This is a genomic window from Methylomonas sp. Uni0009 (genome assembly GCF_054188105.3).
Map to the genome: position 1 here is coordinate 1,041,251 of NZ_JBTAFN010000001.1, position 18,280 is coordinate 1,059,530.

Here is an 18,280-nt window from a genome sequence, read left to right on the forward strand (position 1 = left end):
AGGAGGATAGCACTATGCGTGCCAATTGCAAGAGGCTGTTTTATATCAACATTTCCCATCCACCCTTTAAACTTGTTGGTATAGAGGCCACAAAAAGCCAATTAAATGCTGCTAACACAACAACTTAGCGGCTAGCGACTTCATCAAAGTTGCCGTAGCCAATATCGCGAAATTTGCCGGCTTATTCTGTTCGAATCCAGTGGCCGGCAACACCGCCACCACCCAAGCTAAAGGCTAAGCTTCCATCGGCAAGCGGCGGTTTTCCTGTTGAAAGATAGCCATAAATTGTTAGAGTAGTAGACAAGTGACTAAACACTACGACTCGGGAGCATCATGTTACGCAAAATACTGATCGCCAATCGCGGCGAAATTGCTGTCCGAATCATTCGGGCCTGCGCGGAAATGGGCATTCGTTCAGCGGCTATTTATTCGGAAGCCGACCGCTTTGCCTTACACGTCAAAAAAGCTGACGAATCGCATTACATAGGCAGCGAGCCGCTGGCCGGCTATTTAAACATCTACGGCTTGGTGGATTTAGCCTTGCGCACCGGCTGCGACGCCATTCATCCCGGCTACGGTTTCCTGTCAGAAAACGCCCAGTTCGCCAAAGCCTGCCAGGAACGCGGCTTGGTGTTTATCGGCCCCTCCGCCGAAGTGATTCAGCGCATGGGCGACAAAACCGAAGCCCGCAGCGCGATGATAGCCGCCGGCTTACCCGTCACGCCGGGCTCGGACGGTAACCTGGGTAGCGTCGAGCATGCCTTGCAGGTGGCCGAACAAATCGGTTATCCAATCATGCTGAAAGCCACCTCCGGCGGCGGTGGTCGCGGCATCCGGCGTTGCGATAATCCCAACGAATTGCGGCAAAATTATCAGCGGGTGATTTCGGAAGCCACCAAGGCCTTCGGCAGCGCCGATGTGTTTTTGGAAAAATGCGTCGTCAATCCGATTCACATTGAGGTACAGGTACTGGCCGACCACTTCGGCAACACCATCCATCTCTATGAACGCGATTGCTCGGTGCAGCGCCGCAACCAAAAACTGATCGAAATCGCCCCGTCGCCGCAATTGGATGAAGCGCAACGCCAGTATCTGGGCGGCTTGGCAGTGATGGCTGCCAAGGCTGTCGGCTACACCAATGCCGGCACCGTCGAGTTTTTGCTGGATAGCAACGGCCGCTTCTATTTCATGGAAATGAACACCCGGGTGCAAGTCGAGCACACCATCACCGAAACCATCACCGGCGTCGATATTGTTGAGGAACAAATCCGCGTCGCAGCCGGTTTACCGCTGCGTTTCAAACAAGAAGAGATTGTTCGTCGCGGTTACGCCATTCAATTCCGCGTCAATGCCGAAGACCCAAAAAACAATTTCCTGCCAAGCTTCGGCCACATCTCTCGTTATTACGCCCCCGGCGGCCCCGGCGTGCGCACCGACACGGCGATTTATACCGGCTACGAAGTACCGCCCTTTTACGATTCGATGCTGGCTAAAGTGATCGTCAGTGCGATGACCTGGGAGGATGCTATCAATCGCGGCGAGCGAGCCTTGAAAGACATGGGCTTGTTCGGTATCAAAACCACGATCCCTTACTATTTAAAAATTCTCGGTCATCCGGATTTTCGCCGCGGTCGGTTCAACACCGGCTTTGTCGAAGCTAATCCCGACCTGATCAATTATTCCAACAAGCCGCGACCGGAAATTCTGGCCAGCGTGCTGGCGGCGGTTGTCGCCTCTCATACTGGCCTGTAAACCCAAGGAAACCCCATGAGCAAAGTTTACGTAACCGACGTTATCCTCCGCGACGCCCACCAATCACTCATCGCCACCCGCATGCGCACCGAAGACATGCTGCCAGCCTGCGCCATGCTGGACGACATCGGCTATTGGTCTCTGGAATGCTGGGGCGGCGCCACCTTCGACGCCTGTCTGCGCTTTTTAAAGGAAGATCCCTGGGAACGGCTGAGCAAGCTGAAAGCCGCTCTACCCAATACCCGCCTGCAAATGCTGTTGCGAGGCCAAAACCTGCTGGGCTATCGGCATTATTCCGACGATGTGGTGCGCAAGTTTGTCGAAACGGCCGCGCGCAACGGCATGGACGTGTTCCGAATCTTTGATGCACTAAACGACATCCGCAACCTGGAAACCGCTATCGAGGCCACCAAAGCCGCCGGCAAACATGCGCAAGGCACGATTTGTTACACCACCAGTCCGGTGCATGACATCGCCAGTTTCATCACATTGGGTAAAGGCCTAGCCGACTTAGGCTGCGATTCGATTGCCATCAAAGATATGGCCGGTCTGTTGACGCCTTACGTCGCCGGCGAATTGGTCAAAGCGCTGAAAGATGCCGTCGATTTGCCGCTGCACCTGCATTGCCACGCCACCGCCGGCTTGGCGGAAATGTGCCAGCTCAAGGCTATTGAAGCCGGCTGCGAACATGTCGATACGGCTTTATCCTCCTGGGCAGGCGGCACCAGCCATCCACCGACAGAATCCTTGGTTACTGCCTTGCGCGGAACCGAATACGACAGCGGCCTGGACTTGGACAAACTGCAAGCAGTGAATCAATATTTCCTGGACGTTCGAAAAAAATACCGCCGCTTCGAAAGCGAATTTACCGGCATCGACACCCGCGTTCACATCTTTCAAGTACCTGGCGGCATGATCTCCAACCTCGCCAATCAGCTTAAAGAACGCAATGCTCTGGATCGCATGGCCGAGGTATATAAGGAAATTCCCGAAGTCCGCAAGGACCTGGGATATCCGCCGCTGGTCACCCCCACCTCGCAAATTGTCGGCACACAGGCAGTATTGAACGTGCTGACCGGAAAGCGTTATGAAACCATCAGCAACGAGGTAAAACGCTACCTGCACGGCGGTTACGGCAAAGCCCCCGCCCCGGTAAATCCGCAATTGCAGGCCAAAGCGGTAGGCAAGGAGGAAGTCATCGAGTGTCGCCCTGCGGACTTGCTCAAACCGGAATTCGAACATCTGCGTAACGAAATCGCCCATCTGGCCACGAACGACGAAGACGTGTTGAGCTTCGCGATGTTCCCGGAAATCGGCAAACAATTTTTGGAGCTACGCTCCACCGACAGCTTAGTCGCCGAACCCTTGGAGCTGGACGAAGCCCCAGCCTCCGCCGAAGTGAAAAAAGCCCCCACCGAATTCAACGTGGCGCTGCACGGCGAGTCCTATCACGTCAAAGTCACCGGCGCTGGCCCAAAAAACCAGAGCTTGCGGCATTTTTACTTCACCGTGGACGGCATGCCGGAAGAGATCGTCATCGAAACCCTGGACGAAATCGTCTTGGACGGTGGCGCGCAAGGTGCGGTGCAAAGCGCCATCGCCAGCAAGCGCCGCCGGCCTAGCGAGCCCGGCGATGTGGTCACCAGCATGCCCTGCAATATCATTGATGTGTTGGTCAAGGAAGGTCAAAAAGTCAATGCCGGTCAATCTTTGCTGGTGACCGAAGCCATGAAAATGGAAACCGAAATCACAGCGCCGATAGCCGGCATCGTCAAAGCCATTTATGTGGCAAAAGGTGATGCTGTTAATCCTAATGAAGTCCTGGTCGAAATTAATTAGGAGAAAAGCCTAAAGGCGAAAGGTAAAATGGCGCGTTTGCCGTGAGGATGGCTTCCATATATTTGTAGCTGTTTACTTTGGCAAATGAATTCGCCACTACAATTATGCCGGCTGCTCGTCTTTTTAGATTTTTATCTTTCGCCTGATTACTTTGAATCCTAAACCCGTCACCGAAGAATCCATCCGCCACGCCGTCGAGCTATTACGGCAGGGGCAATTGGTCGCCTTTCCGACCGAGACCGTTTACGGACTGGGCGCGGATGCCGCCAATCCCGATGCGGTTGCCAAAATATTTGCCGCGAAAGGCCGGCCGGCCGATCATCCCCTGATCGTGCATATCGCCAGCGCCGCGCAAATCAACGATTGGGCGGAAGCCGTGCCGGAGGCGGCACTAAGGTTGGCCGAACACTTCTGGCCCGGCCCGCTGACCATGATATTGAATAAAAAATCGACCGTACCTGCCGCCGTTACCGGCGGTCAGGATACGGTGGGTTTGCGGGTGCCGGCCAATCCGGTCGCACTGCAATTATTGCAAGCCTTCGGCGGCGGCATCGCGGCGCCGTCGGCCAATCGCTTCGGCCATATCAGCCCCACCCAAGCCGAACATGTCGCGGAAGAACTGGGCGACAGCGTGGGTTGCATTCTGGACGGCGGACCTTGTTCGGTGGGCGTGGAATCGACCATTATCGACCTCAGCGACGGTGTTCCCGCCATCCTCAGACCCGGCCGGATTACCCGCAGCCAACTAAAAGCCGTGCTGCATACCGACATTCGGCTGTCGTCGCAAAGCAAAATTCGGGCGCCGGGCATGATGGCGGTACATTACGCACCTAATACCATGGCCTTGCTGTGCCCGGCCGATACCCTGATCACGATGACAGACGACTTGTGCGCACAAGGCAAACACATCGGCATCCTGGCCTTCAGCACGGAAATCGCCGAAATTCCCTGCCTGCATTTACTCAGATTACCGGCCGATGCCGAGCTTTACGAACCGGCGTTGTACAGCTCGTTACGCGCGTTGGATAATCTGCAGCTCGATACCATCTTGATCGAGCAACCGCCCGACAACGAAGCCTGGGCAGCGGTCAACGACCGCCTGAATAAAGCCACGGTTTAACATGACCGACGAGGAATGGCTGCGCCATGCCATCCGTCTGGCGCAGCGCGCCGAAAGCCAAGACGAAGTGCCGGTCGGCGCGGTGCTGGTTTATGAAGGCCGCTGCATCGCCGAAGGCTGGAACCAACCCATCCAAAGCAACGATCCCACCGCCCACGCGGAAATGGTCGCGCTACGCAAGGCCGGCCAAGTCTTAAACAACTACCGACTGATTGACACCACTCTTTACGTCACCTTGGAACCCTGCGTGATGTGCATGGGCGCCATCGCCCACGCCCGCGTCAAACGTCTGGTATTCGGCGCTTACGATCCCAAACGCGGCGCGGTCTGCCATGCGCTGCAACTCAGCGACGCGGCGTTCTTAAATCATCGCGTGGAATGGACCGGGGGGATTCTGGAGGCGGATTGCGCGGAACTGCTCAGCGATTTTTTCAAGGCCAGACGCCAGCAATCGAAAAACCAATAATACATCCGACCCGAACAATTTGTTCTATTGGCCTATCCGCTAGCGTGTCGAATAGCTGCCTGCCGATTGCCTGGATCCGCTTGCAGTTATTGATGCGTAAAGTACCTTGACAACAACCCTCTTAACTCTTTTATGCTTTGGCGAGCAGGCTTTTTTATTGATTATGCCTGCCTAAACTGTCTTCAACTCTCAATTACACAGCCTGTTTACTTTATTTGCGTCGATTCTGAATGTCTATTCTCAGGCTCTTCGGCTACATTATCCAAATGCCGATGAAACATAAAACGTTGTAGCGTACCGGTATACGTCACACCCGAGTGGTAATCGTAAAGCTCCACTTCAGATTCTTCCTCGGTTTGCAATGGCGCTTTGAGCGTGGCATTTTCATGATGTTCCGCAATAGCGGCACCTGTTAATCCCATACCCAAAACAGCAAATATGGCGAGTTTTATCGTGTTTTTAACTCGTTTCATGATGATCACTCCTATCCAGTAGCAAACGATCCAGGCGTTTTCGAGACTTTGCGATTTGACGATAGTTCCTAAATCCACTGTTGATTAAAAACACACGTAACTGACTCGCTTGAAATTTGCTAAACGCGCTCCCATTTTGCCGACGTAGCGGCTCAGTGGAATTGAATATCCCGCGCTGCCGCCGTTTAAAACAGCATTAATCCGTTCGCACGATTCTGGGTAGGAACCAACAAACCGGAGGCCGACATGCAACATCCCAATCATCCCGATTCGCCCGATGTATTCATTAAACGTGTATTCGCCGCCGGTGCAGTCGCCGCAGCGCTGATAGTGCTTTGGCATTGGCAGCCGGGAGCACCGGCGACCGAACCCGCCCCAGTCAGAACCGTCGCCGCGCGCGGCGACTTGGCAGCGGACGAAAAAAGCACCATCGAATTGTTCGAAAAATCGCGAGATTCGGTGGTTTACATCAGCACCGCCGCGCTGGTACGCAATGTCTGGACTCGCGACGTATTTTCAGTGCCGAAGGGTACCGGTTCCGGATTTATCTGGGACGAAGCCGGCCACGTGGTGACCAATTTCCACGTCATCGCCGGCGCCAATGAAGCCACGGTAAAACTGGCCGACGGCCGCGATTACAAAGCCGCGCTGGTCGGCGCCAGCCAGGTGCATGACATTGCGGTGTTGAAGATCGGCGTCGGCTTCAAACGGCCGCCGCCGGTACCGGTCGGCACCAGCCGCGATCTGAAAGTCGGGCAGAAAGTGTTTGCGATCGGTAACCCATTTGGTTTGGACTGGACTTTGACCGGCGGTATCGTCTCCGCGCTGGACCGCTCCCTGGGCGGTCAGGAAGGTCCGGCCGTCGAACATTTAATTCAAACCGACGCCGCGATTAATCCCGGCAACTCCGGTGGCCCACTACTCGATTCCGCTGGTAGGCTGATCGGCATCAATACGGCAATCTACAGCCCGAGCGGCGCCTCGGCAGGCATCGGCTTCGCGGTGCCGGTGGATACGGTGATGCGGGTGGTGCCGGAACTGATTAAACAAGGCAAATACATCCGCCCGGCCCTGGGTATCGAAATAGACCAACAGATGAACGAGCAATTGGCGGCTTTGACCGGCACGGCCGGCGTCGCGGTATTGCGAGTGCAACCCGGTTCGGCGGCCGAGAAAGCCGGTTTACAAGGCGTATCGATAACTGCCAACGGGATGGTGCCGGGCGACATCATCGTCGCCATTAACGGTAAGGACGTCGATACGCTCTCAAAACTGTTCGCCCGCCTGGACGACCAGAAGGTTGGCGATGTCGTGAAAATCCAGGTCGTCAATAACGGCAATAAGCGGGAAGTCGAAGTAACCTTACAGCCAGGAAATTGATTCTTCGGCATGGCGCCGATCTCGCCATTTCGGGATCGGCTGGTATGCTCGGAAGCTATATTCCTTAAGCAGACCAAGCCATGCCGACCGCCAAATCACCCAGGCTGAACCCGAACAAATTACTGCTCAGCAAATGGACCGCCGTTGCACCGCAACACAAAGAAAAACACTTTATCGTCAGTAAATTACTGCTGCCGGACGACCCTGACGCGCCGTTGGAAATGATCGAACTGGAGGCAGTGTTTAGCAAAAGGGTGCAAATCATGCCGTGGCGGGATTTACGCGACACCAACAGCTGGCGCCAGGGCTGGCATTAAGCGATGAGCTACAACCTGGTCTGGTTCAAGCGCGATCTGCGGGTACACGACCATGCACCGCTGCTTTACGCCAGCCGCAACGCGCCGGTGCTGTGTTTGTTTATGATCGAACCCAATTTGTGGGCGGCCGACGACGTTGCCACGCAACACTACCAATTTTTACGCGAAAGCCTGCTTGATTTGGAACTTGCCTTGCGCAAACGCGGCGGCGGCTTACGTATCGAAGTGGGCGAAGCAGTGCCGGTTTTGCAGCGGCTCTGGCAGGAGGCGCCCTTCCTGGCTTTGTATTCGCATCAGGAAACCGGCAACTGGCTGAGCTTTCAGCGAGACTTGGCGGTGCATCGCTGGTGCCGGTCGCACGGCTTAAAGTGGCATGAGTTTGCGCAATTCGGTGTGGTGCGGCGCTTGCAAAATCGAGACTTGTGGAAAGCGGATTGGGAAGCGCTGATGGCGGAACCCGGCCTGGAACCTCCCGTTTGCGATTGGATAGCGCTACCTGAACCTTTCACCTGGCCCGAGCCCAAATCCCTGGGCTTACTTCAGCCCGACCTGCCGCTGCGACAACTGGGTGGCCGCCGCCAAGGCATCGAAACCTTGCGTGACTTCCTGTTCGACCGTAGCGCTGCCTATCGCGGCGGCATCTCCTCGCCCTTATCCGCACCGACGGCCTGTTCGCGGCTTTCTGCTTATCTGGCCTTCGGCTGTTTGAGTTTGCGGGAGGTCGTGCAAGCCACCCGCCGCCAGTTGGCTGCTTTACCGCGCGGCGATGCCCGTCGTGCCGGTTTGACGGCCTTCATCAGCCGCTTTTATTGGCATTGCCACTTCATGCAAAAGCTGGAAAGCGAACCGGAACTGGAATTTACCAATCTGCATCGCGGCTATGACGGCTTGCGCGAAGCAGATTGGAATCAGGCGCATTTTCAGGCCTTAAGCGCAGGCCAAACGGGTTGGCCGCTGGTCGATGCCTGCGTGGCGATGTTGAATCAAACCGGCTGGCTGAATTTCCGGATGCGGGCGATGCTGGTATCGGTAGCCAGTTATCCTTTGTGGCTGCATTGGCAACCGGTTGGCGCTTGGCTGGCCCGGCAATTTCTGGATTATGAACCGGGCATCCACTGGAGCCAGATGCAAATGCAGGCCGGCACCACCGGCATTAACACCACGCGGGTGTATAACCCGATCAAACAGGCCCGCGACCATGATCCGCACGGCCATTTTGTCAGACATTGGCTACCGGCCTTACGCCGCGTGCCCAAGGAATGGCTGTTCGAACCCTGGCGCATGCCGCTGAAACTGCAACAACAATGCGGCGTGAGGGTCGGAGTGGATATTGCCGAACCGCTGGTCGATCTGGAATCAGCTACCCGGCAGGCTAAAGCCCGACTTTACCAAGTGCGTGGCCGCGCCGACGTGAAAGCCGCCAAGGCTGCTATCGTCGAGAAACACGGCTCGCGAAAGCGGCCAACCCGCCGCCGACCAACCCAAACCGCAGCCGGCGACTGGGTACAAACCCAGCTGGATTTTTAATGCACCAAAAAGCCTTGCTGCCTGCCAAGCTCTGCGCCGTCTGCGGTCGCCCCTTTGTGTGGCGTAAAAAATGGGCAAAAGACTGGGATGCGGTGAAATATTGCTCAGAGCGTTGCCGCCGGCAACGCGGCACGGCCAAAACCGCATGACGACCTTGCGCCTGATTCTGGGCGACCAATTAAATCCGCTGCACAGCTGGTTCGCACAAACCGATGACGAAACGGTTTATACGCTGATGGAAATCCGCCAAGAAACCGATTACGTCTTGCATCATGCACAAAAAATCATCGGTATTTTCGCGGCGATGCGCGATTTTGCTCAGCATTTGTCGGCCCAAGGCCATCGCGTGCATTACCTGCCAATTGACGATAGCGGCAACCGCCAGTCGCTGACTGCCAATTTGGATGCGTTGATTACGCAGTATCGGGTTCAGCATTTGGAATACCAACTCCCCGACGAATGGCGTTTGGATCAACGATTACGCACCTATTGCCAACAGTTGCCCATCAGCAACCGAGCTTGCGACAGCGAGCATTTCTATAGCCAGCGTGCGGAAGCGGCACAACTGTTTGGCACCAAAGCGCATTGGCTGATGGAAATGTTCTATCGGCGCATGCGCGTCAAACACCGGGTGTTACTTGCAGACAATCAGCGCCCGGCCGGTGGGCAATGGAATTACGACCACGACAACCGCAAAGCCTGGCCCGGCACGCCGCAGATACCCACTGACACTAGGCCCCGCCACTACCACACAGCGATTTGGCAAAGCATCGTCGCTGCGGGCGTGAACAGTTTCGGCGCAGCGGACGCCGAGGATTTCCGCTGGTCGCTGAATCGCAACGAAGCCTTGCAGCAACTCGAAGCCTTTATCGCCGAAGGCTTGCCAAGGTTCGGCGATTTTCAGGATGCGATGAGCCGGCGCAGTTGGCGGCTGTTTCATTCGCTGCTGTCGTTTGCTCTAAACACCAAAATGCTCAATCCGCGTGAAGTGGTCGAACGCGCCGAACAGGCGTACCGCCAAGGCCATGCGCCGCTGGCGGCGGCGGAAGGCTTCATCCGGCAGATTCTCGGTTGGCGCGAGTACGTGCGCGGCGTGTATTGGGCAAAGATGCCGGACTATGCCACGCACAATTATTTCGGCCATGACCGACCTTTACCCGCCTGGTTCTGGACCGGCGAAACCCGGATGAATTGCCTGGCGGCTGCCATCGGCCAATCGCTGCAATACGCTTATGCCCATCACATCCAGCGGCTGATGGTAATCGGCAATTTCGCCCTGCTGGCGGGACTGGCGCCGGAAGCCGTGCATCGTTGGTATCTGGGCGTGTATATCGACGCCTTTGAATGGGTGGAATTACCCAACACGCTGGGCATGAGCCAGTTTGCCGACGGCGGCTTACTGGCCACCAAACCTTATGTATCCAGCGCCGCGTACATCGACCGGATGAGCGACTATTGCAAGGGTTGCCACTACGACAAAAAAGCCCGCACTGGCGAGCGAGCCTGTCCATTCAATGCGCTGTACTGGGATTTTTTTATCCGCCATCGCGACAAGCTAAGCCGCAATCCGCGCCTGAGTATGGTCTATCGCAATCTGGATCGGTTTGCGGTTGCTGAGCTTGAGGCGATAGCCCGGCGCGCGGAAACAGTGTTAGAGGATTTGGAAAGGCTTTGAAAACAAAGACTATACCCGATTGCCGCCGCTCGGTTATTCATCGCTATAGGCGTGATATAAACTCTCCTTCTCCCTCCGGGAGAAGGCTAGGATGAGGGGAAAACCATCAATGATCGTTCGAATCCTCTGCGTTGATTAAACCTGCTGGATACTGTTTTTGCAAACTTACCGAATACTTGGAATGATGAATTTAACAATTAAACCGGCCAATCCTCAGGGAAAGGGAGCTGTTGCTGTATTGGACAGTTTGCAGCAAGCCAAAAAGCAGCTGATTGCCCCGGCCAAAAACATTCAGCAAATCAGCAGCGATTTATTTACCTCTCTGTTTGTTCTCAATAGCCAAATTCGGTTTAAACCGACCACGGGACAAGCATATTGGCTGTATTTTAAAGATGAGCAATATCGCCTATCGTTGATTGCCCCGGAACAATGGCTGTCAAGCCAGTCCGGCCGATTCATAGGCACTTGCGAATTACAGCCGGATTTAACCTGGACTTTGGCCTTATCCGAGGCTTGCGCCAATGACGGTGCGTTTATCCAAGAGATTGCGGATCAGCGCCGGCAACTGGAACAGACACTGCAACAAGCCGAAAAAATCGACGATGTATTGCCGGTCTATATGGAAACCCTGCCTTACTATTCCCGAGTACTTGCCGCGACGCTGGCCTATTCGCTGAAGCAATCCATGCAAAAATCGGGTATTTTGGGCTTGAGTTTTCGGCAAGCGGAAAAGTTACTGATAAACCGTATCGATTAAATAATCTCGCAGACGATTCGATCAAAAGATCGTTGATTTTGAGAAGTTAAAGTGGTAAGCGACCCGTTAAGTTAGCTTTATGAATGACAACATTTGAACTCATAACCGCCCGTCAGCGAAGTTAGAAAGATGCAATTCTCACCTCAGCGCCAATTATGTTAATGAAATCTCCGAGAAAAGCCGTATTCAATATCATCAATCAATTCGTTTATAGTTCGATAAATTCTATCCAAAACAGGACTGTCTTCTGAAAGACATTTATGGCTGCTTTTATCAAAGTTTTTTAGAGTAATTGAACGACGAAGGCTCTTAGTTGCCTCACCGAGATCTTCGTCAGATAAAACCTTAAGCCGGGAAATTATCTGCGACAATCGTTGCATTTCACGAACAATATCTTTCGACTTGCTAGAATCAAATTCAGAGCAGTGAAATGTAATAGCGGTCTGTTCCAATTTCTCCAAACGCTCTTTTAATTCTTCTATAGTAGAGCGAGTTTCCTTACGCAGTTCGCGATGATTGTTTTGCCTATTGACAATGAACCAACCGCATATAACAGTAAGCCAAGTAATAGTTTGAAATATGCCATTTATGACGGGAATGTACCACCAAGGTTGTTGTTCAGCCATGGATCTTATTCCCCTCTTTAATCAGTTGCGCCATCTGAACCATGGGTAATATATTCGTTCACTTCTTCGACGATACTGGGATCTGACGAATGAAGTTCGAAAGCCGATTGGACTTGGTCTTCCGTATAACCCTGTCTGACTAATCCACCAAAGGCCTCTTCCAAAAATGAAGAGCCATACCCTCTGGTACCATCCATTTCAATGATGGCCTTTTCTCCATCTTTTAAAATAGGAATCAACCACTCATCTCTAAACCGGGCACCACTAAAAGGCCCATCTTCTGGAACCCTTCCGGCTGGATATCGAGAAAATTGTATTGCTATGTTAATCGTTCGCATAATGATTACCTTACAATTTGGTAATTGGTATTTGCCAAGCAATTAGCGTACCCAAAATTGAATCTTTATAATTTTGTTGAAACTCAAGGCCTGACTGGTAACGATAACACCCACGGTTACTGAGAACAGTGAGAATCCCTTTTTCTGATGCGCTGATAACCTCAAGTAACTGTTTAAGTCCTTTACCACGGTAGCTTTTTCCTGTTCGAGACTTACTATCCGCTATTGCTTCTAAAATGGCTTGACCATCCGTAACTTGTCCAAACATAGTCATAAGTTTTTGCCAAAGATGAGGTTTCTTTATCGGTAAAGTAGCGGGTATGCCAATTCCCAAATCACAAAACACAACAGTTAACATGTCATCTTTTTCTTGAGAAAACATCCACCAATCTGTTGGCTCATCGAAAATATGCAGCCCGTCTTGACGGGGTTCAATATAAGCATGTTGCCTACTATTTGTCATGGCCTCTGTAAGGCCATGGTAAAAACCTTTTGCAATTCCATCGGTCAATTTTCCGTCATAATGCTGCAAAATAGTGTCGTATTCTTCACCAAGAACCTTATTTCCCCAGGCAAACCTCCAATGCACCACGTCACCGTCAGTAGGAATTACTCGTTTTCTACATTTCAGCAGTTCTAGAACACCGATTTGCTCCAGAACCTGCCAAGCTTTTGTGTTTCTCGGTGGTAAACAGCGAATTGGAATTTTATTATTCGTCAACCTAATGATACGTCGTAGCTCGGCTACGAACAACAATGTACCGCCGGTAGACATCGTTTTTGTAGACGAAAAGTCGATCAACACTGGTTGATGTTTCAACAATACAAACGATCTCAATTCGCGTAAAAAGGCGAGGAAAATTGTACGGATTGCTGGTTCGAAAATATTGAACGCGGCAGGAGCAACTAGCCTTTGTGCAGAAAGAGGTATTTTCGTGGGAAAAAGTCTACGAATCGATTCGTTTTTTCGTTTTGCTCTACGTCTTTTCCGCTTCAAAATAAGCTGATGATAGCGTCGAATGAATCGGTACCGCTCCTTGGATAATTTCTTCATACATAGATCAGCCAGCGATGAGTTGGGTTTTGATATTTCTATTCTAACAGTTCGTGACTCAATACTATCAACCCGTTAACTGAAGTTGGTGTCCTTTAAGACCGCTTGATCCATACAGAGCAAGTAGATACTGTTATCCAAGACCAACTCCGGCCGTGCAGTCATAAACGCTATCAGCGTGGCTACCCATTCCACGGCGGGCACTGAAGCCAAAGCACGATGTTGAGCAAATGGGCAACAGCCCCCACACCCCCGGAAAACTCACCCCTCGGACCGCTCCTAACAGCAAGTCGCATTATTGATTTAGCGCTTCTGTCAGCCGCACGTTTTGGATAGCAATTGAGGCTAGGCGGGGCCGCCATGCTCGGTCGAAGACGGCCCACTTGCCCAATTCACCTTAGGCTCCGCCGCTGCCCTGCAATGGCGACCGGTGCAATTCCGCCATCGACTCAAACACGTAAGCCAATAGCGGCTGGTCGATAAACGTGCCAAAGAACAGATAAGGTTCGGCCTGGTTGGCGGCGCGAATTTTGGCATGGGTTTCCGGGTTATCGCCGGCGTAGGCGCGGAACAATTCCAGCCAAGTTCGGGCCAGCTGCTGCATACGCGGATCGCTCGGCGGCGTACCGTCTTCCCTGTGTTGACGTATCGCAGCGATCAGCGGTGGCCACTCGTCGGCGCGCTTGCCATAGTTTTCGCGCATAAAGCTGAATTCATCGGCAGCGAGGTATTTTTCGTAGATCGTCAATTTGGTCTCGATGAACGCGCTTTGAATGTAAGCAACGAGTTCCGGGGTCACGCCGGTTTTGGCTTGCATCGTCGGTTCGCCGACCATCATGGCGTTGAGTTTGACGAGTAGCCGAGGATCGCCTTGGGTGTCGCGTTCCAGCATGCTGATCCATTGCCTTGCCAATTCCTGGGCCTCGGCACTCTCGGGCGCGACCCCGGCCTGCATCGCTTCGTGCACCGCTTGAACCAGTGCCGCCCATTCGCCGGCGGTGGAGGTCTCGTCTATATCCAGTAGCGGCAAGCGCTTCAGGTCGTTGGCGGAAAAATATTTATCGTACATGGTCATCATCTCCAAAGTGGTTAGCCAATAGGCAAGCTCCGGTTCTTCTCCGCGCGCCAATTGCAGTCGCAGACCAGACAAACGCTCGCGCAAGGCTTGGCTTTGCGCGATTTGCCGGTCCAAGGCTTCAATCTGCCGCTCGACGATAGTCGCGAGATTCAGTCCGGAGTTTGCCAAAATGTTTCCGATGTCGGCCAGCGCCAAACCAAATCGCCGTAAGGCTTGAATTTGATGCAATCTGGAAATGTCCGCCCGGTTATACAGCCGGTAGCCGCTATCGGAACGCGCGGAAGGCTTAAGCAATCCAATGCTGTCGTAGTGATGCAGGGTACGGACCGTCAGTCCACAGCGTTTGGCAAGATCGCCCACTTTAAGCAACATGGATTGGCTCCTTCGTTATGCGTGTCGCCAGCATAGAGCGTGACGTTGCGTCAGGGTCAAGCGCCATGGTTAAAATAAAACGATTGGCGCTGGGTTATTGAAATGTTGATGGACGCTTCCGGGGCCTCAAGCCATCACATCCAGTTTCGGCGGCAAGGCCATGCCGTCGAGACGTTTAACGTTGCTCAACACTTTTTCCAGAAAAGCGGTGTCTTCGTGACGGCTTTTCTGAAATTCGATCTGCGCTTCGATCTGGCCCAAATAATCCACCTTCACGTCGCCGGCATCCCCAGCGCCGGAGGAGTTGATGGTGGCGGTGGGAATATAAGGCACGACATCCAGCAAACCGTCCACGCCGGATTTGATCAAGGCGTTGATTTCATTGAGCGAGACCTGGCGCATATTGACGGTCCGCGGCGCTTGGCTTTGATCGGCTACCTCGGTAACTTTAGCGATTATCGGAGACGGCAAAGTTTTTCCGCTGACTGCGCGGCTAGCGGCAAGGTTGGGTCCTACGTTCGAAATATTCATCGCAAACTCCTGGTTTTAAGGTGACTGTCCATCGCACCCAGCAAAATAGGCGCCATTTGTTGAGGATTGGGACTATCGAATTGGCGTCTTTTTACGAGTAACCGTTGTTGGCCGCCGGCAAGAGCCGGCTCAGCAGGGCATGTAACGCCACGGGGTCCAAGGGCTTATGCAGCACCAAGTAACCCTCCTGCTCGGCTTGCGCCAAAGCCGGGGAATTGAATTCGCCGCTGACCATCGCCCCGGCTGCATCCGGGCAGCGTTCCAGCAAGGCTTGCAGCAACTCGAAACCGCTTTCGCCGGAGCGCAGGCGCTGGTCGCAAAAGATGGCCTGCGGTTCGAAGCCGGCATCGAGCAAGGCCAATGCATCGTTGGCGGAGGCGGCGCAAGCCGTTTCCACGCCCCACGAATTCAATAAGGCTTGCCAGGCGTTACGTACTTGCGGTTCGTCGTCGATCACCAGGCAGCGGCCGCTCAGCGCTGCGGCTTGCTCGACCAGTGCGACGGGCTGATCAGCCGCCATAGCCCACCGCTCGTGGCTGGGAGCGGCGGCCGGCAGTCGCAACCAGAAGCGTGAACCGCGGCCTTCCCGCGAACTCAAGCCCTGGCTGGCGCCCATCAAATCGGCGCAACGCGCCACCACCGCCAAGCCTAAGCCGTGACCGGCGTTGTCGATGCGCCAGGCATGTTCGGGACGGAAGAATGGCGAGTAAATCCGTTGTTGGTCATCTTCGGCGATGCCGACCCCGGTATCCCAGACCTCGAACTGCCAGCAAGCACTGCGCGGCCGCACTGCCATCAATACCCCACCGCTTTGGGTATAGCGCAAGGCATTTTGCATCAGGTTGATCATGGACTGGCGCAACAACATGGCATCGGCGGTAACTAAGGCCCGGCCGCCGCTCAACCGCACTCTAAGATCGATTTGCCGTGAGCGGGCTTCTTCCCGGAACAACGTAGCGACATCGTTCATCAGCGGGTCCAGCGCCACGGTTTGCAGATTGACCGGCTGGGCGCCCAGCTCGATCCTGGACAAGTCCAGCAACGAATTGAACATCTGTGTAATCGATTGCACGCTTTGTTGCAGATCTTGCAATGCAGGCTGCAAACTCGGTTCCTGATTGCGGCGAGAAATCGATTCTATTAAAAAGCCCATGGCATGCACCGGCTGGCGCAAGTCGTGGCTGGCCGTGGTCAGGAACTGGTTTTTGGCGCGTAAGGCGGCTTCGGCTTCCTCCTTGGCGCGCCGATAATTCTCGGCCAACTTGGCGCTATCTTCTTCCAACTTTATTTGCTGCAGGAAAAAGCCATGGGCAATTGAGGAGTGCCGGTGTATCGACAAGACGTAACTGACGCACAGAGGCATGATTAAATGCCAATGCTCGGGAAACGCCCATGGGGTCAACAGTGTGCAACCGCCCCAAGCGGCACCGAAAAACCGCTGAAACGCACTGAATACCGGTGATTGGTGGGTGGCGTTAGCCGCCATGATTGCCGCCAAACTCATGTAAAGCAGCAAGGTATATTCGAACGGGACCCGACCGGCGATGATAAGCACCAGCGCCGCCAAGCCGAGCCCATGCGCCAAGGCCATGCGCAGAATGATGGGTAGCCAATGGGCGACTGCCGCATGCGGATCGAGGCTGGCCCTGTCACGCAAGTATTGCCGCTGTTGCAGGCGCACGGCAAGCACGACCAGAAAATACGACACCGTCCACGCCAGCAATCCCAAGACGTCTTGATCGAGTTGATGCTTCCAATACACGAAGGGCAAGCCTACAAACGGGATAATGGTGATCCCGTACACCAACCGGTTATGCGTCATGTCCAGCAATCGAGCTTGGCCGGCCGGGCTGATGTCGGCAAAGCGCAGCGGCATGCTGTCCGTTGAATCGGCCAGTGTGGTTTGCATCAGGAGCCTTCCAGCTTTTTGCCGCGCAGCATGGTAATCACCTCGATCCGGTTGCGGGCCCCCAGCCGCTCCAGAATACCGGTGACGTGCTCCTTGACGGTTTGTTCGGACAGCGACAGGTTCAAAGCGATGCGTTTGTTGGGCAAGCCTTTCAGCATCATCGCCAGCACCTGGCCTTGGCGGGCGGTCAAACCCAGCTCGGCGGCGGTGACCGGCAGTTCCTTGAGCGGCTGATTGCTGCCTGTCACGGCAAATGGACCGCTGTGAAACCAAGTGTCGCCCCGTAACAACGCGGCCACGGCACGGCCGAAAATCTCCGGCGCTTCCTGCTTGTGCAGAAAGCCGTCGGCGCCGGCCTCACGCGCCTTGTCCGACACGGCCGAATTGTCGTCCGCGCTGATTGCCAGCAAACGTGTCGCCGGGTACTGGAGTTTCATTTGCACTAACAACGGCAGCGATGCACCTTCCGGCAGCCAAAAATCCACCACGGCCAACGACGGCGGCTGCGCGGCATCGAGAATCGCCCAAAACTCGGCGATGCTGGATACCGGCCGAGCCTGAACGAAGCCGCAATGCGATAGCAAAAAATCGGCGATACCGCTCGCCGACAGCGGATGGTCGTCGATAACCAACGCGCTAGCCGAATTTGTCACACTCAACTCTCCCTAATGGTCGATAGCCTGGTTCGGCATTTTGCGTCGAACCAGGCTATCGCTAAAACATGCAAAATAATTACATCTTAACAAACCGCCGATGCGCCCCAATACCCTACTACGGTAGGGTTACGCCGCCGCACTGCGCTTCCGATAATGCTGCCCAGGCTCGTCGCCGTTCATCAGGGTTCCGGGCTTTTTCATCCCTGCAAAACGGCTGTTTGGAGAACGCTTTTTGATCTCACTGATTTATTAATCAATAAAAGCAGCCCATGACGAAGATACGGCAAATGGCGAATTTTATAAGGCATTCGATGCCGTTACATCAACCTTAGATTTATCAATTAAAAAGAGGCGACGCTATGAAAACGTACTTTCCATTGTTACTGGTTATGGTTGTTTTAACCCTTGGT

Annotated in this window: 18 protein-coding genes; 10 read left to right on the top strand and 8 right to left on the bottom strand. The window is 54.0% G+C overall.

Annotation, left to right across the window (positions count from 1 at the left end; genetic code table 11):
* Positions 1-333 precede the first annotated feature (333 nt).
* From ACWAU0_RS04915 to tadA, 4 genes are all read left to right on the top strand, one after another.
* Positions 334-1,752, top strand: a complete 1,419-nt coding sequence (locus ACWAU0_RS04915; RefSeq protein WP_458138470.1) for an acetyl-CoA carboxylase biotin carboxylase subunit — start codon at positions 334-336, stop codon at positions 1,750-1,752.
* Between the two features lie 15 nt (positions 1,753-1,767).
* Positions 1,768-3,591, top strand: a complete 1,824-nt coding sequence (oadA, locus tag ACWAU0_RS04920) for a sodium-extruding oxaloacetate decarboxylase subunit alpha (RefSeq protein ID WP_458138471.1) — start codon at positions 1,768-1,770, stop codon at positions 3,589-3,591.
* Between the two features lie 151 nt (positions 3,592-3,742).
* The gene (locus ACWAU0_RS04925) at positions 3,743-4,711 is read left to right on the top strand and encodes an L-threonylcarbamoyladenylate synthase (RefSeq protein WP_458138472.1); all 969 of its coding nucleotides are present in this window, start codon (positions 3,743-3,745) and stop codon (positions 4,709-4,711) included.
* A 1-nt stretch (position 4,712) separates the two neighbouring features.
* Positions 4,713-5,177 carry a tRNA adenosine(34) deaminase TadA gene (tadA, locus tag ACWAU0_RS04930; RefSeq protein WP_458138473.1) on the top strand — a complete coding sequence of 155 codons (465 nt, stop codon included), beginning with the start codon at positions 4,713-4,715 and terminating at the stop codon, positions 5,175-5,177.
* Positions 5,178-5,383: 206 nt separating this feature from the next.
* Here tadA and ACWAU0_RS04935 read toward each other — a convergent pair whose 3' ends face one another.
* On the bottom strand, positions 5,384-5,650 hold the full coding sequence (locus ACWAU0_RS04935; RefSeq protein WP_458138474.1) for a hypothetical protein: 267 nt from the start codon (positions 5,648-5,650) through the stop codon (positions 5,384-5,386).
* 246 nt (positions 5,651-5,896) lie between these two features.
* Between ACWAU0_RS04935 and ACWAU0_RS04940 the strand changes: the two genes are divergently transcribed.
* The 6 genes from ACWAU0_RS04940 (at position 5,897) to ACWAU0_RS04965 (ending at position 11,306) form a co-directional block, all read left to right on the top strand.
* Positions 5,897-7,030 (top strand): S1C family serine protease, encoded by a 1,134-nt coding sequence (locus ACWAU0_RS04940; protein WP_458138475.1) that lies wholly within the window; start codon positions 5,897-5,899, stop codon positions 7,028-7,030.
* An 80-nt stretch (positions 7,031-7,110) separates the two neighbouring features.
* Positions 7,111-7,347 carry a TIGR02450 family Trp-rich protein gene (locus tag ACWAU0_RS04945; protein ID WP_033158533.1) on the top strand — a complete coding sequence of 79 codons (237 nt, stop codon included), beginning with the start codon at positions 7,111-7,113 and terminating at the stop codon, positions 7,345-7,347.
* A 3-nt stretch (positions 7,348-7,350) separates the two neighbouring features.
* Positions 7,351-8,874 (top strand): FAD-binding domain-containing protein, encoded by a 1,524-nt coding sequence (locus ACWAU0_RS04950; RefSeq protein WP_458138476.1) that lies wholly within the window; start codon positions 7,351-7,353, stop codon positions 8,872-8,874.
* Complete coding sequence (locus ACWAU0_RS04955; RefSeq protein WP_458138478.1) at positions 8,874-9,023, top strand: DUF2256 domain-containing protein; 150 nt, start codon at positions 8,874-8,876, stop codon at positions 9,021-9,023. Before ACWAU0_RS04950 ends, ACWAU0_RS04955 begins: the two co-directional genes overlap by 1 nt.
* Positions 8,987-10,549, top strand: a complete 1,563-nt coding sequence (locus ACWAU0_RS04960; protein WP_458139199.1) for a cryptochrome/photolyase family protein — start codon at positions 8,987-8,989, stop codon at positions 10,547-10,549. The genes ACWAU0_RS04955 and ACWAU0_RS04960 overlap by 37 nt, the downstream gene beginning before the upstream one ends.
* A gap of 181 nt (positions 10,550-10,730) precedes the next feature.
* Positions 10,731-11,306, top strand: a complete 576-nt coding sequence (locus ACWAU0_RS04965; RefSeq protein WP_458138479.1) for a DUF2452 domain-containing protein — start codon at positions 10,731-10,733, stop codon at positions 11,304-11,306.
* A gap of 158 nt (positions 11,307-11,464) precedes the next feature.
* Here the strand turns inward: ACWAU0_RS04965 and ACWAU0_RS04970 are convergent, their stop codons facing one another.
* The 7 genes from ACWAU0_RS04970 to ACWAU0_RS05000 form a co-directional block, all read right to left on the bottom strand.
* The gene (locus tag ACWAU0_RS04970; protein ID WP_458138480.1) at positions 11,465-11,932 is read right to left on the bottom strand and encodes a hypothetical protein; all 468 of its coding nucleotides are present in this window, start codon (positions 11,930-11,932) and stop codon (positions 11,465-11,467) included.
* A gap of 17 nt (positions 11,933-11,949) precedes the next feature.
* A complete protein-coding gene (locus ACWAU0_RS04975; RefSeq protein WP_171696771.1) occupies positions 11,950-12,270 on the bottom strand; it encodes an STAS-like domain-containing protein in 321 nt (106 codons plus the stop codon).
* Positions 12,271-12,280: 10 nt separating this feature from the next.
* Complete coding sequence (locus tag ACWAU0_RS04980; protein ID WP_171696772.1) at positions 12,281-13,324, bottom strand: hypothetical protein; 1,044 nt, start codon at positions 13,322-13,324, stop codon at positions 12,281-12,283.
* A 397-nt stretch (positions 13,325-13,721) separates the two neighbouring features.
* Complete coding sequence (locus tag ACWAU0_RS04985) at positions 13,722-14,774, bottom strand: MerR family transcriptional regulator (protein ID WP_458138481.1); 1,053 nt, start codon at positions 14,772-14,774, stop codon at positions 13,722-13,724.
* 126 nt (positions 14,775-14,900) lie between these two features.
* Entirely contained in the window at positions 14,901-15,305 is a 405-nt protein-coding gene (locus ACWAU0_RS04990) for a hypothetical protein (protein WP_458138482.1), read from the bottom strand.
* Between the two features lie 91 nt (positions 15,306-15,396).
* A complete protein-coding gene (locus ACWAU0_RS04995) occupies positions 15,397-17,214 on the bottom strand; it encodes a sensor histidine kinase (RefSeq protein WP_458138483.1) in 1,818 nt (605 codons plus the stop codon).
* Complete coding sequence (locus ACWAU0_RS05000; protein ID WP_458138484.1) at positions 17,214-17,867, bottom strand: LuxR C-terminal-related transcriptional regulator; 654 nt, start codon at positions 17,865-17,867, stop codon at positions 17,214-17,216. The genes ACWAU0_RS04995 and ACWAU0_RS05000 overlap by 1 nt, the downstream gene beginning before the upstream one ends.
* Positions 17,868-18,280: the final 413 nt, after the last annotated feature.